This window comes from Streptomyces pinistramenti, assembly GCF_020564935.1.
GTDB classification, from domain to species: Bacteria; Actinomycetota; Actinomycetes; order Streptomycetales; family Streptomycetaceae; genus Streptomyces; species Streptomyces pinistramenti.
This window is the reverse complement of the sequence record NZ_JAJCXB010000005.1, coordinates 130,721-144,956: the sequence shown is the minus strand read 5'-3', so window position 1 is coordinate 144,956 and position 14,236 is coordinate 130,721. Positions and strand designations below refer to the sequence as shown.

14 protein-coding genes are annotated in these 14,236 nt (G+C 70.9%); 9 read left to right on the top strand and 5 right to left on the bottom strand.

Features of this window, described 5'->3' with window-relative positions; genetic code table 11:
* Window positions 1-153: 153 nt before the first annotated feature.
* Entirely contained in the window at window positions 154-1,086 is a 933-nt protein-coding gene (argF, locus tag LIU39_RS05935; protein WP_227045380.1) for an ornithine carbamoyltransferase, read from the bottom strand.
* A gap of 512 nt (window positions 1,087-1,598) precedes the next feature.
* On the opposite strand from argF, the gene LIU39_RS05930 reads away from it, so the two are divergent.
* Window positions 1,599-2,090: a DUF779 domain-containing protein gene (locus LIU39_RS05930; protein WP_372463814.1), complete on the top strand. Its 492-nt coding sequence runs from the start codon at window positions 1,599-1,601 to the stop codon at window positions 2,088-2,090.
* Between the two features lie 163 nt (window positions 2,091-2,253).
* Here the strand turns inward: LIU39_RS05930 and LIU39_RS05925 are convergent, their stop codons facing one another.
* On the bottom strand, window positions 2,254-3,201 hold the full coding sequence (locus LIU39_RS05925; RefSeq protein WP_227045378.1) for a DUF1444 domain-containing protein: 948 nt from the start codon (window positions 3,199-3,201) through the stop codon (window positions 2,254-2,256).
* A gap of 179 nt (window positions 3,202-3,380) precedes the next feature.
* Window positions 3,381-3,899: a lytic polysaccharide monooxygenase auxiliary activity family 9 protein gene (locus tag LIU39_RS05920; RefSeq protein ID WP_227045377.1), complete on the bottom strand. Its 519-nt coding sequence runs from the start codon at window positions 3,897-3,899 to the stop codon at window positions 3,381-3,383.
* A 314-nt stretch (window positions 3,900-4,213) separates the two neighbouring features.
* On the opposite strand from LIU39_RS05920, the gene LIU39_RS05915 reads away from it, so the two are divergent.
* The 4 genes from LIU39_RS05915 (at window position 4,214) to eccD (ending at window position 7,339) form a co-directional block, all read left to right on the top strand.
* The gene (locus tag LIU39_RS05915; protein WP_227045375.1) at window positions 4,214-5,086 is read left to right on the top strand and encodes an LLM class flavin-dependent oxidoreductase; all 873 of its coding nucleotides are present in this window, start codon (window positions 4,214-4,216) and stop codon (window positions 5,084-5,086) included.
* A 131-nt stretch (window positions 5,087-5,217) separates the two neighbouring features.
* Window positions 5,218-5,547: a WXG100 family type VII secretion target gene (locus tag LIU39_RS05910; protein ID WP_227045373.1), complete on the top strand. Its 330-nt coding sequence runs from the start codon at window positions 5,218-5,220 to the stop codon at window positions 5,545-5,547.
* 45 nt (window positions 5,548-5,592) lie between these two features.
* Window positions 5,593-5,904, top strand: a complete 312-nt coding sequence (locus LIU39_RS05905) for a WXG100 family type VII secretion target (protein WP_227045371.1) — start codon at window positions 5,593-5,595, stop codon at window positions 5,902-5,904.
* A 49-nt stretch (window positions 5,905-5,953) separates the two neighbouring features.
* Window positions 5,954-7,339 (top strand): type VII secretion integral membrane protein EccD, encoded by a 1,386-nt coding sequence (eccD, locus tag LIU39_RS05900; RefSeq protein WP_227045369.1) that lies wholly within the window; start codon window positions 5,954-5,956, stop codon window positions 7,337-7,339.
* 89 nt (window positions 7,340-7,428) lie between these two features.
* On the opposite strand, the gene LIU39_RS05895 is transcribed toward eccD, so the two are convergent.
* Complete coding sequence (locus tag LIU39_RS05895) at window positions 7,429-8,160, bottom strand: LuxR C-terminal-related transcriptional regulator (protein ID WP_227045367.1); 732 nt, start codon at window positions 8,158-8,160, stop codon at window positions 7,429-7,431.
* A gap of 370 nt (window positions 8,161-8,530) precedes the next feature.
* Here LIU39_RS05895 and LIU39_RS05890 point away from each other — a divergent pair, with 370 nt between their 5' ends.
* Together LIU39_RS05890 and LIU39_RS05885 are read left to right on the top strand one after the other, a co-directional pair.
* Window positions 8,531-9,577 carry a hypothetical protein gene (locus tag LIU39_RS05890; RefSeq protein ID WP_227045365.1) on the top strand — a complete coding sequence of 349 codons (1,047 nt, stop codon included), beginning with the start codon at window positions 8,531-8,533 and terminating at the stop codon, window positions 9,575-9,577.
* Window positions 9,574-12,324, top strand: a complete 2,751-nt coding sequence (locus LIU39_RS05885; RefSeq protein ID WP_227045362.1) for a right-handed parallel beta-helix repeat-containing protein — start codon at window positions 9,574-9,576, stop codon at window positions 12,322-12,324. Before LIU39_RS05890 ends, LIU39_RS05885 begins: the two co-directional genes overlap by 4 nt.
* A gap of 95 nt (window positions 12,325-12,419) precedes the next feature.
* On the opposite strand, the gene LIU39_RS05880 is transcribed toward LIU39_RS05885, so the two are convergent.
* Entirely contained in the window at window positions 12,420-13,106 is a 687-nt protein-coding gene (locus LIU39_RS05880) for a hypothetical protein (protein ID WP_227045359.1), read from the bottom strand.
* A gap of 155 nt (window positions 13,107-13,261) precedes the next feature.
* Here LIU39_RS05880 and LIU39_RS05875 point away from each other — a divergent pair, with 155 nt between their 5' ends.
* Together LIU39_RS05875 and LIU39_RS05870 are read left to right on the top strand one after the other, a co-directional pair.
* Window positions 13,262-13,582 (top strand): WXG100 family type VII secretion target, encoded by a 321-nt coding sequence (locus LIU39_RS05875; protein ID WP_227045358.1) that lies wholly within the window; start codon window positions 13,262-13,264, stop codon window positions 13,580-13,582.
* A gap of 75 nt (window positions 13,583-13,657) precedes the next feature.
* Window positions 13,658-14,176 (top strand): hypothetical protein, encoded by a 519-nt coding sequence (locus LIU39_RS05870; RefSeq protein ID WP_227045355.1) that lies wholly within the window; start codon window positions 13,658-13,660, stop codon window positions 14,174-14,176.
* The last annotated feature ends 60 nt before the right edge of the window (window positions 14,177-14,236 follow it).

Below are 14,236 nucleotides of genomic sequence, written 5' to 3'. Positions count from 1 at the left end.
CCCAAAGGGGAAACGATCACTGCCCTGTCGGGCAGCCCACGCCACCGACCTGCGCCCTTTCCCTCTCTCCGGCCGGGCCCCACTGAGCAGAACCCCCGCAGGACCGGGTCGGCGGAGGCTCTGCTCAGTGGGGCCGCGTCGGGCGTGCTCCGGTCAGTCCGCCGCTCCCGTGATGAGGGTGTGCAGGACGGCCTGGGCCGTGGGCAGCCGGTTCGCCGCCTGCCGCCAGACCAGCGACTGCGGGCCGTCCAGCACATCCGACGTGATTTCCTCGCCCCGTACGGCGGGCAGGCAGTGCAGGACGACGGTGTCCGCGCCCGCGTGGGACAGGAGTTCGGCGTCGACCCGGTAGGCGGCGAAGCGGCGGACGCGTTCCGCCCGCTCCTGCGGCCGGTCCATCGGCACCCAGACCTCCGCGTAGACGACATCGGCCTGCCGGACCGCCTCCACCGGATCGCCCGCGAACTCCACGGAGCCGCCCGTCCGTTGCATCGTCCTACGGGCCGCGGCGACGAGGCCGGGGTCGGCTTCGTAGCCGGGCGGGGAGGCGATCGTGAGGTGCATGCCCGCGCCCGCGCAGGCTTCCAGGAACGAGTTGCAGGTATTGCTCCGGCCGTCCCCGATGAATGCGGCCCGGAGACCGACCGGCGTCCCGAAGTGCTCGGCCAGCGTGAGCAGATCGGCCAGCGACTGGCACGGATGGTGGTCATTGGAGAGGGTGTTGATGACGGGAACCGTCGCGATGCCGGCCATCCGCTCGACCGTGCCGTGGTCGAAGGTGCGCAGAGTGAGGGCGTCGAAGTAGGAGGAGAGGACGCGTACGGTGTCCTCCCAGGTCTCGCCGTGTCCGAGCTGCATCTCCTCCTTGTTCAGCATGACGGTCGTCATGCCCAGCCGGTGGGCCGCCACCGCCAGCGAGACGCGCGTACGGGTCGACGGTTTCTCGAAGCTGCACCCCACCGCGGCGCCGCGCAGGCTGTGCTGCCAGGCCAGCGGTTCACGCTTCATCCGGGCGGCGAGGTCCAGGACGGCGGCCAGCGCGATCGGATCGAAATCGCTGACGCGCAGCAGATGACCCGGGGGCACGCCTGCGGTCCTCGCACCGGCGGGACGGTCCGATGATTCCGTTCCTGGCAGGGTCATGGGTCACGCTCCTGGGCTCGCCGGCTGTCCGGTCCCGGGGCGTGCGTGCCAGGCGTCGCGAGCCGGGCAGGACTGTGCGGACACGCCCCAGGCCAGCGTGGAGCCCGGCGGGCCCGGGGGCGCGCCGGGAGACGCGGACAGGTGAACGGTTGGCGTCCCCGGCCCGCGGCGGCGATCCTCGACGGTGGCCGGTCGCCGGTCGCCGGTCGCCGGTCGCCGGTGGCCGGTGGCCGGTCGCTGTTCCATGCCGTGCCGTGCCGTGCAACCCTTGCGCAACCTTGCGGGGCGTTGACTGGGGCCATCAGCCGTGAGCGCGGCCCGGCGGGGCCCGGCACCGGCCGGCGGGCACGGGTGCCCGCGGTGGCCGGTCGACGAAGGGACGCACGCGTGTACCTGCCCGGCACGTACCGACAGCAGCAGACGCAGCGCCCGTCCGGGAAGCCGGGGCGCTTCTGATGGACGGCGCGAAGGACCCGGCCGCAGCGACGGCAGGGAACGGTCCGGGTGCCTCGGACGGCGGGGCACCCGGACCGGACGACGCTTCCCGGATCGCCCTCACCGATGCGGCCGCCGCTCTGCTGCGCACGCTGCGACAGCTGCACGGCCCGCTGATGTTCCACCAGTCGGGAGGCTGCTGCGACGGGAGTGCACCGATGTGCTTCCCGGCCGGCGAGTTCCGTACCGGGGCGTCGGACGTGCTGCTGGCGCGGCTGGTCGTGGAGGGCGTGCCGGAGCCGATCGGCTTCTGGATGTCAGCCGATCAGTTCGCCCGCTGGCGGCACACGCATCTGACCGTGGACGTCGTCCCGGGGCGCGGCGGCGGATTCTCGCTGGAGGCGCCGGAAGGAGTGCGGTTCCTGATCCGCTCACGACTGCTGAGCGAGGAGGAACGGGCCCGGCTCGACGAGCCGCCGGGGGCCGGCCGGAGCGGCGGCCGGGAGGGCTGAGCGGGCACAGTGAGGCCCCGCGCACGGGGGATGACGCGGGGCCTCACTTACCAAAACGCTTCACCGGCCCTCGGGGTTCCGCCTTCGTGAAGATTCTGCGGGAAATTTTCGCCCGGGGCGTGTGCGGGCGGCGCGGGCCCGAGCGCCGGGCCGGGCCGCAGGGTCAGACGTCGTCCTCGACCAGGCGCTCCAGCATGTTCTGGAAGTCGCCGTTCACGACCACCCGCAGCCCTGCGCCGTCCGGCTCGCTCAGCGGCGTCAGGAAGCCGCGGCGCCACCAGAACACATTGGGGCTGATGGCGCCGGCGGCGTCCTCGTGCCCCGCGGCCGCGAACTGGGCCATGGCCTGGAGCGCCGGGATGACCTGGGCATCGTGGATGCGGTGGAAGGCCAGCTGGTGGCGGAACGGCATGGCGACGAGCGCGCCGTTCCCGGTCAGTCCTGTGCCCATGATCCGCTCGACCAGTTCGTCGAGCACCAGGACCCGGCTGGCGGTGAAGAAGGAGTCGCCGAGCAGCACCTCGAAGGCCGCGCCGTCGCCGCGGCGGACCGTCTCGTGCCCTTCGACGGGCAGCGCGCGCAGGTTGTTCAGCGCCCGGATCCGCAGTTCGGCGATGTCGCCGACGTCCCGCAGGGAGTCCTCGCTGAGCATCTGCACCGCGTCGGGCAGGTCGAGGGCCAGCACCTCGCGCAGCCCGGGTGCGGGTTCCTGGCCGTACCGGAAGGCGTCCGACGCGGGGAGGGTGTCCTCGGCGACGACGCGGGGGTAGAGGCAGGCCCTGATCTCGTCGCCGGAGAGGATTTCCAGGGGCTGCGGGCCGTCCATCGTGCGCAGGACCTTGCCGACGTGGTCGCGGATGAGGACCGGCCAGCAACGTTCGCCGCGCCGGTCGTGGTGGCAGACGGCCGCGAGGTTGCCCAGGCCGAACCTGCGGCCTCCGGAGTCGGTGACCGTACCCGCGTACACGGTGACCTCCAGGCCCCGTTCGGCGAATGCCTGCCGCACCTGGGACCTGAAGACGCCGCCTTCTCTGTCGGAGAAGAACGCGAACTCATCGTCGCGTGCGAGCGCGCGTGGATCCCGCTTCGGTCCTCGGCGGAACAGGCCCATCTCTTCCTCCCGGCGACGGCCACGAACGACGGCCACGAAGGCCGATCGTATCGGGTACGCCGGTCGCACCCGGCACGCTCCACCGCCCCGGTACGGGGACCGTGCCGGGGCGGCGGGGTGGGAGCGGAGCGCGCCGGGCGGGACGGGCCGCCCGGCGCACGGCGCCCGGAGTATCCGTACTAGCCGCCGATGTTGACGTCCACGCAGGCGTAGAAGGCGTTCGCGGTGTCGGCGATGTTCCAGACCGCGAGGACCTTCTGCTTGCCGCTGAGGCCGCCGAAGTTGACCTGATGGGTGACGGTGGATCCCGGCGTGGCCCCGTTGTCGTTGAACTCCGCGATCTTGTTGCCACCGACGAAGTACTGCCAGGTACTGGTGGCGTGACGAGCCGTCAGGCGCCAGTTGAAGCTGGTCGAGCTGCCGACCGGGGTGACCTTCCAGCCCTTGGAGTCGTCGTCGAGATCGGCGAACTGGCTGTTTCCGCCGCTGCAACTGGTGAGCCCCTTGGGGCCTTCGACGCTCTGCGGTTCCCACTTGATGGGCCCGCACTCGACAGTGCCCGCGGCGCACTGGGCCTGTCGGCTGGGCGGCGAGGAGATGTAGCCGTGCGCGCTGGCGGAGCTGACCGGCATGGTCACGACGAGCAGCGGAGCCACACCGGCACCGATGGCCAGGGCCAGCCTTCTTTTCTTGTTCATGCCAAAACCTTTCGCGAGGGAGGCCGCCACGCGAGAAGATGGGGACGCGGCGCTGCCGCAGCGCCGAACGTCCGCCCCGGGGAGCCTCGTTGAGTGTGGGGTGAATGACGCGAAGGTGTTCCACGGCGGCACCGCCCGCGACCGCCCGGCCCGGCGCCGACACCGGATACGGAGGCCCGCGAGCCCGCCCGCCAATTGGTCTAGACTTTACTCGCTGACCGCGTACGGTCAAGAGGTGCGGAGCAGCGCATCGCGCGGCATTCCCGGCCGCACGCCGGATATGGCGGGTGCCGCAGGCGGGTAGGAAGGACCACATGACTGCTCTCGGTGCCGTATTCCGCCCCCAACTGCCTCCCGAGCGGCTGCGCGACGTCGCGCGCACGGCCGAGGAAGCCGGCCTGGAGGAGCTGTGGCTCTGGGAGGACTGCTTCTTCGAAAGCGGGATCGCCGCCGCGGCCGCCACCCTGGCCTGGACGCAGCGACTGCGGGTCGGTGTCGGCCTGCTGCCGGTGCCGCTGCGGAACGTGGCGCTGACGGCGATGGAGGCCGCGACGCTGCACCGGCTGTTCCCCGAACGCGTCGTCCTCGGCGTCGGGCACGGCGTCCAGGACTGGATGGCGCAGGTCGGCGCGCGCGTCGATTCGCCCCTGACGCTGCTGCGCGAACACCTGACGGCGCTGCGGGCACTGCTGCACCGCGAACGGGTCACCGTGCAGGGGCGTTACGTCCGGCTCGACGACGTCGCCCTCGACTGGCCCCCGCCGACGGCGCCCGCCGTGTTCGCCGGCGCGACGGGCCCGCGCTCGGTCCGGCTGACCGGCGAGACCGCGGACGGCACCATCCTGGAGGCCGGCACCACACCCGACGGCGTGCGCCGGGCGCGTGCACTCCTGGAAGAGGGACGCGCGGCGGCCGGCCGCACCGGGCGGCACCACGTGACCGTCTACCTCCACGCGGCGACCGGCCCCGGCGCCGAGTCCCGGCTGCGTGCCGCTCTCGCGCCCGGGGAGGACGGCGTGCCGCCGGGCCTCGGCGTCGCGGGGGACGCGGCGGCGTGCGCGCGGGCGGTACAGCGCCTGGCGGACGCCGGGGCCGGCACGGTGGTGCTGCAGCCCACCGCCGACGAACCGGATCCGGAGGGTTTTGTCCGCTTCGTGGCCCGGCAGGTGCGTCCGCTGATGCCCTGAGCCCTGGTCAGGGGCGCGTCCGTGACATGGGGGGACACCAGAACAGGGGACTGGCCGACGTGCCCGGCCGCTGCGAGAGTTGCGGCGGAACAGCCAACTGCCGGCAAAAACCGGCGCGAGAGGGTGGGCAGATGACAGCGCCAGGCTTCAAGGTCACTCCGCAGGTGATCGCCCAGGCCGCCGCCTCCTGTGACAACACGGCGACGGACGTCGAGGCGAAGCTCCAGAACCTCAAGTCGTACGTCATCCAGCTGGAAGATTCCTGGCAGGGCATCGCCCACAACACCTTCCAGATCTACATGGCCGAGTACGACACGTACGCACAGATGCTGCACAACGCCCTGACCGACATCGCGTCGGGCCTGCGCGGCAACGAGGTCAACTACAAGGAATCCGAGAACGCCAACCTCCAGCGGATCCACACCCTGCAGAGCGAGCTGCCCTCGGCCCGGCTGGGCTGACCACCGAACCATCCGAATGACCGGCCGAACGCCCGAGGAGCTGCCGTGGGAATCGACGATGCGAACCTCTTGGTCCGCCAGGAGCTGGAAAACGCAGGCACGCACATCAACAACCTGTCCGAGCAGATCGCGGAGGAGCTGCACCAGCTGATCACCCTGCTCCAGCCGATCTCGGAGACCTGGCAGGGTCAGGCGCAGGTGTACTACGAGGGTCTGCAGGCGGAGTGGAACACGGCCGCTGAGGGCCTGTTCGGACCGGGCGGCGTGCTCGGCCAGATCGCCATGGCCATGAACGTCAACTGGCAGAACTACTCCGAGGCCGAGTGGACCAACACGAAGACCTGGCAGCACTCGTAACACCCGCACCACCCATCTCACCCAGCACGAGAGGACCTGAGCACACCCGATGGCCGATGAGCGCTGCCGGATCACGGTCGTAGGCGAACGCAGGCAGGTGGACCTCGCGGTCCCGGCCCGTGCTCCCATCGCCGAGTACATCGATGACCTGGCCCGCATGTGCGAGCTGGAGGAGAGCGAGCTGATGCCCGCCGCCTGGTCGCTCGCGACCGGGACCGGAGAGCCGTTCGCACCCGAACACAGCCTGGCCGAGATCGGTGTGGCGGACGGTCAACTGCTGTACCTGCGGGACGTGGTGGCCGGGGAGTTCGACGAGCCGGTGATCCAGGACGTGGCCGAGCAGGTCACGGAGGCGTCCGAGCGGCTGCTCGACCGGCGCTGGGACGCCCGCTCGCGCACCGTCACGGTGATGGCCTGCGGCCTTGCCTGGTGGATCGGCGCGCTGGTGCTGGTCGCCGCGCTGGCGCCGATCGATTCCGCGGTCACCGGCACCGCGGCCGCCGCGCTCGGACTGGTACTGCCGGCGCTCGGCTGGCTGGCCGCCGAACGGCGCTGGTCGGTGCCGGGGTCCGTGCGGCTGGCGCTGGCGCTGTGCGCGATCCCCGCTCTGGCCATCGCCTCCTGGGAGTTGGTGGCACAGGACGCGGCGCCGCAGGCGGCGCTGACCCCGGCCGGAGTGACGGCGCTGAGCCTGGCCGGCGGCGTGCTCGTCGGCGCGGTGCTCGCCTGCGTCGCGTCGATGGGCGTGACGACCGCCGCGGTACTGCTCGGTTCCGTGATCGCCACGGTGCTGACCGCCGGGCTCGCGCTGCTCCAGGCGGACACCGCGCAGTGCGCCGCGGTGATCTCGGTGGTCGCGTTCGGTCTGCTCCTCATCGCTCCGGCGACGGCGGGGCGGGTGGCCGCGTTCGGCTACCGACGCCATGCGCCGAGCGGCGGGACCGCCCCGGAGGGCCCGGAGCTGGAGAGCGCCGTGCGTACCGCGATGCTGCTGCTCGCCCTGTGGGGCGGGGCGTTGTCCCTGGCGGCCGCCGTCGCGCTGGTGCTGCTCGGTTCCGACGGGGAGTCCCCGTTCGCCGCCGCGATCACCGCGTGCATCGGCCTCGGCCTGGTGCTGCGCGCCGGGTCCGCGAAGGTCGTGGTCGAGGTGGCGCCGGTGGGAATCGCCGGTGCGATCGGCCTGTTCACGCTGCTGCTGGCCGGTCCTGACCAGCTGGATCTGCCCGCTTGGTCGGGCCCGGTGGCCTCGCTGGCGATCGGTGCCGTGCTGGTGCTGTACGGGTTCCGGCGGCTGATGCGTCCGGAGCTGCCGCCGCTGCGCCGTCCCACCTGGTTCGGCGGACTCGGCGCGGTGCTCGGTGCGTTCGCCATCCCGCTGACGGTTGCCGCGTTCGGCGTCTTCGGCCAGCTGATGGGGATCGGCCGGAATCTGTGACAGACGGAGCGGAGCGGGACGAGTGGTCGGCGCTGCCGGCCCTGCCTACGGAAGAGCATCGGGCGGCGCGACCGGCCCCGCCCGCTCCGTCACTCCGTGCCGAGCAGCAGGGAACGGGGCCGTCCTCCGGAGCCACGGGCCGGTCCTGCCCCCCGCGCCGTCGCGGTGCCTGCCTCCCGCAGCAGGCCCAGTTCGATGGCGGTGCGGGTGAGATCGGCCTTGTTCCCGACGTTGAGCTTGGTTCTGATCCGCTTGACGTAGGTGCTGACGGTGGCCTCGGTCAGGCCCATCCTGCGACCTATCTGACTATGCGTCAGCCCTTCGGCGAGCAGCCGCAGCGCTTCGAGTTCGCGGCGGGCCAGCGACCTGGGTTCCGCTCCGCTGGGCTCCCGCAGCTCCGCGTGCAGGCGGGGTGCCAGCGTCGGCGTGAGGTGGAAGCCGCCCGCGACGACGGTGTCCACGGCGCGCAGCAGTTCCTCGTCGTCGACCTGTCCCGTGACGCAGCCGAGCGCCCCGGCCCGCACGGTGTCGAGCAGGCGGCACGGCCGGCTGAACTCCGAGACGACCAGGACCGGCGCACAGGCGGCGAGGTGAGCGACCGTCTGTGCCGACGACTCCCCCTCCATGTCGCCTTCGCGGACGGGCGGGCCGAACAGGATGGCGTCGAGTCCGTCGGAGCCGAGCGGCACGCGCGAGAAGTCCTGCACGGACTCCACTGCGGCGATCACGTCCAGCCGGGGGCTCTGGGACAGCACTCGCTCAAGCCCGTGCCGGACGAGGTTCTGGTGCTCAATAATGACAATTCGCGCACAGTCAGACATGCGTGGTTCCGTCCTCAGATCAATGCGTCGCACTTCCGGCCCCCGGATCGACGCATCATCCGGAAACCGACTCGATGTACCGTCAATGTACTGGCCCGGGTCGGCAGTGTACGGACCGATGGCTATGTATAACAGAAGTGATGCACGAACGTTCGATCCACTGCGTGGTGAGACGTACCTACCGCGCTGACCTGCGACGAAGGAACCCGGACGGCGGTTCCTCGCGGGAGATTACGATTATGTAAGGCTTCCGTTAACGGGGCGATAGGCACAGCACCCCGTTAATTTATTTACCTCTGCGGACTTATCTGTTAACCCATCAGCGGTATTCTGTGCCGCGTCCCATACGGTCCTGAATATTGGAGAGCACGTGGCTGACCAGGAGAAGCCTAAGGAGCCGGCTGCCGAGGCGCCCGGCCGCCTGGCGGAGGAGGACCGGCACGGCTTCGTCTCCGCGTTCGTGGGCGGCGTCCGACCCGACGGCGAGCAAGGCAGGCCGGGCAAGCGGCTGGTGGCGATAGGTATCGCGGTGGTCGCCGCACTGAGCCTCGGTGCCCTCGCGATCGGCGCGCTCACCAGCAAGGGCGACGAGAAGAACGAAGCCGGCAAGGCTTCCCCCGCCGGTGCCACCGCCAGCGCCGACCAGCACGGCAAGCGCCCCGCGGGACACGACAACGGCCCCGCCGGAGGGACCGGAGGAAGCGGCGGCGGCTCAGGCGGACAAGGTGCCGGGCAGGGGACGTCGGGCAACAACATCCAGACCCAGCCGGACTCCACGGGCCCTTCCCCCGATTCCACCGGCTCGTCGAAGACTCCCCCCACCAGCGCCGCGACCCAGAAGGCCGAGGCCCACGGCAAGACGTACTCCCGCGCCGCGACCCCGGCCTACACCGGCCTCGCCGGTTACGGCTGCCCGTCGAGCGCCGCCGCCAAGATCTGGACCAAGGACCCCAGTTTCAGCAACGGTTCATCCGGCTGGCTCAAGTCCTCCACCGGCGGCTACACCGGTTCCGGCTGCAACGGCCAGTACCTCTCCGTCCCCATGTCCGGGTCGAAGACCTCGTACGACGCGACGCAGTACGTGCTGTGGAAGTTCGACTACAGCGCCAAGATCAAGGGCGCCGCCTCCTGCGAGCTGTCCGTCTACGTCCCTGGCAACTCCAACATCCAGTACGTGGGCGGCAATCCGGCCCAGTACGCCCTCTACAACTCCGACCACAGCGGCGGCACCGCCGCCGGTACCTTCCAGGTCGACCAGGTCCACAACGCCGGCAAGTGGCTCTCCCGCGGGCCGTTCAAGGTCAGCGGCGGCAAGGTGACGCTCAAGATGTTCAACACCGGCATCGACTACACGTCGTCCACCAAGCACGCACACGACGCTGCCGCGCCGGTCCAGCTCAGCTGCTCCCCGGCATGATCGGGCGGTCCAGCGGCGCGGCCGCACTGCGCGTCGGGGCCCGGGGCTGGGGAGGGCACCGCACCATCGGCGCGGCGCTGCGCGCTGCTGGACCCGGCACGGTCATCTCCGTCCAGCCCGGCACCTACACCGAAAACCTGACACTGGACCGGGACGTCACCCTGGTCGCCGAGCAGGGCCCCGGCACGGTCACGCTGGTCGCCACCCGCGGCACGCCGCTGACCGTGCTCGGCGGCGCCGGCGAGGTCCGCGGTCTCGCCGTCCAGGGCCTGGGCGCCGACCAGCCCGCGGTGTCGATGACGGGCGGCACGGCGCTGCTCGACGGCTGCGAGATCACCGGCGGCCAGGTGGACATCGCCGGCACCGCGGCCCCCACCCTGCGCGACTGCCGCATCCACGGCACGAGCGCCCCGGCGCTGCGCCTGGGCGGCGACAGCCGGGCGGTCCTGGAACATGTGACCGTCACCGACATCGACGGCACCGGCCTGCTGGTCGAGCACGGCGCGGACGCCACCGTCACCGGACTCACCGTCAACTCGGTGGCCGGGTACGGCGTCCTGATGCGCGGCCCGGCCCGCGGCAGCTTCACCGACTGCGAGCTGACCGGCACCGCGTCGGCCGCGTTCCGCGTCGACGACGACGCCCGTCCCGTGCTGCGCTCCTGCCGGCTGACCGGCAGCGCGGCGCAGGGCGTACTGGTCACCGCCTCGGGCACCGGCGGGCCCGCGATGCCGCAGGACACCGACGCGGGCAGCGGCCCCGAAGGCGGCGCCGGAGCGTCCGGAAGCACCGCAGGAGTGCTGCTGCACGACTGCGAGATCGCCCGGAGCGGCGGCACCGGCGTCCAGGCCGCGGGGCCTGTGCTGGTCACCCTGCGGGACTGCCGGGTCGACGAGTCCGGCGGCGTGGGGGTGCTGGCCGCCGAGGGCGCCGTACTGCGCCTGGACGCCACCACCGTCGGCGACTCGGCCGACAGTGGCCTCGCCGCGGGCGGCACCGCGGACGTCGAGGTACGCGGCGGCGGCCTGGCCCGCTCCCGCGCCAACGGCGTCTTCGTCACCGACGAGGCCCGCCTCACGCTCACCGAATGCACGGTCACCGACAGCGCGTTCACCGCCGTGCACCTGGCCGGTTCGGCCCGCGCGACGGTCCGCGACTGCGAACTGCGCGGCACCCCGCAGCACGGCGTACGGGTCACCGAGCGGGCACTGCTCACGCTCACCGACACCCGTGTCGAATCCGCGGAACTCACCGGAATCGCGGTGGACGGCGGGGATTTGACGGCTCGTCACTGTCGAGTGGTGGGCGCGGGTACCGGCATCAGCCTGTCCACCGCGCACCGCCCGCTCCTCGACGGCTGCGAGATCGAGGACTGCGGCACCGGCCTGGACGTGACGGCCGGCACCGGCGCACTGGTGGCGGACACCCGGGTGCGCGGCAGCCGGTCGGCCGGCGTGTTCCTCGGCGAGCGCAGCACCGCATGGCTCGACAGCTGCGAGATCACCGACAGCAAGGGCAGCGCCCTGGTCCTGTGGACCGGCGCCCGGCCTCGGATCAGCGCGACCCGGGTCACCCGCGCCGCCAAGAACGGCGTCTACATCGCCGACGGCGCGTCAGGGCTCCTGGCGGACTGTGACATCGGCGCCACCGGATTCCCCGCGGTGTACGTCGGCAAGGATGCGAAGCCGGTGCTGCGCCGCTGCCTGATCCGCGACACCGACGAGGACTTGAAGCTCGCGGAAGGCGCCGATCCGGTCTTCGATGAGTGCCGCGTCGAGGCGGTGAAGGACAGCACCCTGCCGGAGTCCGGGATCGCGGCCGCGCCCGGGGCGACCCCCGTCCCGGCGGGCGGCGCACGCAGCGCCACACCGGCCGCGGCCGAGACCACTCCCCCGCCCGCCGAAACGCTGGAAGAACTGCTCGCCGAACTCCGCAGCCTGATCGGCCTGGACCGCGTCAAGCAGGATGTGGAGACGCTGGTCAAGCTGATGCAGTTGGTCCGCCGCCGTACCGAGGCGGGCCTGCCGCCGCCCCCGCTCAGCCGCCACCTGGTGTTCGCGGGGAACGCGGGTACCGGCAAGACCACGGTGGCCCGGCTGTACGGCCGGCTGCTGGCCGCGCTCGGGCTGCTGACCCGCGGGCACCTCGTCGAGGCGGACCGTGGCTCGCTGGTCGGCGAGTACGTCGGGCACACCGCGCCGAAGACCACCGCGATCTTCCGGCAGGCCGTCGGCGGCGTGCTCTTCATCGACGAGGCGTACGCGCTGGTGCCGCACGGCCAGGGCTCGGACTTCGGTCTTGAGGCCATCTCGACGCTGGTGAAGCTGATGGAGGACCACCGCGAGGACGTGGTGGTGATCGTGGCCGGCTACCCCGACGACATGGGCCGGTTCATCGACGCCAACCCGGGCCTCGCCTCGCGGTTCACCCGGACCCTGCTCTTCGACGACTACGACGCGGACGAACTCGTCGGCATCGTGGCGCAGCAGGCCGAGCAGCACCAGTACGAGCTGGGCGGCGAGACCTCGGCGGCGCTCGCCGAGTACTTCGCCGGCGTCGAGCGCGACGACCGCTTCGGCAACGGCCGCACCGCCCGCCAGCTCTTCCAGCGGATGACGGAGCGTCACGCGGCCCGGCTCGCCGATCATGCGGTCCTGACCGGACCGGCGGATGACGAGTCGGAGCAGGACACGGATGACCTGGTGACGTTGCTGCCGGAGGACATTCCGACGTTGCAGGCGCTCTGACGGGCGGAGCCGGACGGCGAAAACGGGCCGGGAGTGCGGAGTTCGAGAAGAACGCCGCGCTCCCGGCCCGTTGCTGATCAGCCGTCACATGCCGGTCAGGTGCCCACTACCGGCTTCATCGACTCCGGGAAGGCCGACGCGTGGTCGGCGTTGGCGTAATAGGTGCCCGCGCGGTCCATACGGACGATGAACTGGCCGGCCAGCTCAATGGCGTTGGCGCATTCCTTCAGCACCTCCGTCATCTTGGGGTACATCGCCTCGGCGTACGCCTTGGCCGCGCTTTGCACCTCGGTGTCGGGGTGCTGGCCCGGGTGGTCGGAGTGGCTGGCGTAGTCGGGGGAGACGCCCTGTGCCCGCTGCTTGGAGTGCACGGCGCTGCCGTCGCTCTTGCCCCAGTCGTCCTGGTAGGTGGCCTGTTCTCCGAACGTGTTACCGCTGAACATGGCGCCCACGACGACCTGTTCCATCAACGTGTAGCCGTCGACCGCGCTCTTGGAGGCATCCAGCATCCCCTGCATGCCGTCGACGATGCTGCCGATGTTGACGTTGATGGGCGCGTGACTGCCCGCCGTCTGATGGTCGCCGCCACCGGATCCTCCGCTGTTGGGGAGGTACGTGGTGATGGGCGGGGCACTGCCCCAGATCATCGCCAGAGCGGGGACATCGGCGTATGCGGGCCCGCCCTTGGAATTGTCGACGGGGTCGTTCGCGTGGGCGGCCGGGCCGTCCTTGCTGTCATCCCTGGGCGGGCCGAACCGTGAGTCTCTCGGAGTTTCTGCCACAGCTGCCTTCCACCGCATTCGGTCGGGTAGGGTTCGGTCGATCCCACCCCATCCCATCCGATACGGCGGCCACCGGCCAGGTCCCCGTTCAGAGACATTTCCCTGTCGGAATTGGGGCGTACCTTCGGGTGATCATCGCGGTTTAGGCTCGCAGGGTGGCCCCTCAATCCCTCACTCCCGCAGAGTTCAAAGTCGATCTGCAGCAGCTCCATGACGCCATCTCCACGGTCAACGGCTGCACCGCGTCAATCGAGAACGACGTCATGCTGGTGAACCAGGTGTTCAAGCTCGCCGAGGGCGTCTGGCACAGCCCGTCGGGCGCCACGTTCTCCAATCTGGAGCGCGACTTCAGCCAGAATATGGACCAACTCGTCCAGCTGCTGCACGAGATGTCGCGTCGGATGCAGTCGGCGTACAACCAGTACCGCGATACCGAGAAGACCAACGCGGACAACTTCCACAAGAACCAGCACTAATCGGGTGGCGGAGCCACGCCGTGCCGCTCAGGCGGCACGGACCGGTGCTCCCGTACGAGATTCCCAGGAGCAGTGGTGAGCCCCAGCCCTACCCCAGATGAAGACCCGACCAAGGCGCCCGTCTACGGCGCGCGTGGCGCTTCCAACAACGCCACCATCGAGGTCGATGCCCAACTCCTGCGCGTATTCGGCGCGCAGATCGGCGGACCCGACGGCGCCGGCGGACTGATCGAAAACCTCAGCACCCAGGTCGGCACGATCTTCCACGTGCTGGGCGACCTCAAGCTCGGCTGGGCGGGCCAGACCCAGCAGGAGGCCGAGGACTTCTTCACGCGCCTGGACGCCTGCATGACCAGCATCTTCGGCAAGGCCGACAACGAGGCCAGCCAGGGGAACAGCGTGCTCGCACGGGTTGCCGTCGGACTGACCGCGGCCGGCAACAACTACCTGACCGCGGAGGACACCGTCGTCAAGGAGTTCACCGACTTCGCCACCCAGATCGGCGGTGGCTCGGGTGGCGAGGGCGGAGGCGGCGGCAGCCAGAGCATCACCGATCCCAAGGTCACCGCGATCAGCGAGACCTTCGGCCGCTGATCACCGCTCCACCCTGAACTCCCCGCTTTTCCGGTTTCCCGCTCTTTTCCCCGTCTCAGC

What these genes read in the sequence shown, in the direction of transcription:
- LIU39_RS05920 (WP_227045377.1), bottom strand. Translation starts at nt 3,899, where the DNA reads ATGAACAAGAAAAGAAGGCTGGCCCTGGCCATCGGTGCCGGTGTGGCT.
- LIU39_RS05925 (WP_227045378.1), bottom strand. Translation starts at nt 3,201, where the DNA reads ATGGGCCTGTTCCGCCGAGGACCGAAGCGGGATCCACGCGCGCTCGCA.
- LIU39_RS05910 (WP_227045373.1), top strand. Translation starts at nt 5,218, where the DNA reads ATGACAGCGCCAGGCTTCAAGGTCACTCCGCAGGTGATCGCCCAGGCC.
- LIU39_RS05895 (WP_227045367.1), bottom strand. Translation starts at nt 8,160, where the DNA reads ATGTCTGACTGTGCGCGAATTGTCATTATTGAGCACCAGAACCTCGTC.
- LIU39_RS05930 (WP_372463814.1), top strand. Translation starts at nt 1,599, where the DNA reads ATGGACGGCGCGAAGGACCCGGCCGCAGCGACGGCAGGGAACGGTCCG.
- eccD (WP_227045369.1), top strand. Translation starts at nt 5,954, where the DNA reads ATGGCCGATGAGCGCTGCCGGATCACGGTCGTAGGCGAACGCAGGCAG.
- LIU39_RS05915 (WP_227045375.1), top strand. Translation starts at nt 4,214, where the DNA reads ATGACTGCTCTCGGTGCCGTATTCCGCCCCCAACTGCCTCCCGAGCGG.
- LIU39_RS05885 (WP_227045362.1), top strand. Translation starts at nt 9,574, where the DNA reads ATGATCGGGCGGTCCAGCGGCGCGGCCGCACTGCGCGTCGGGGCCCGG.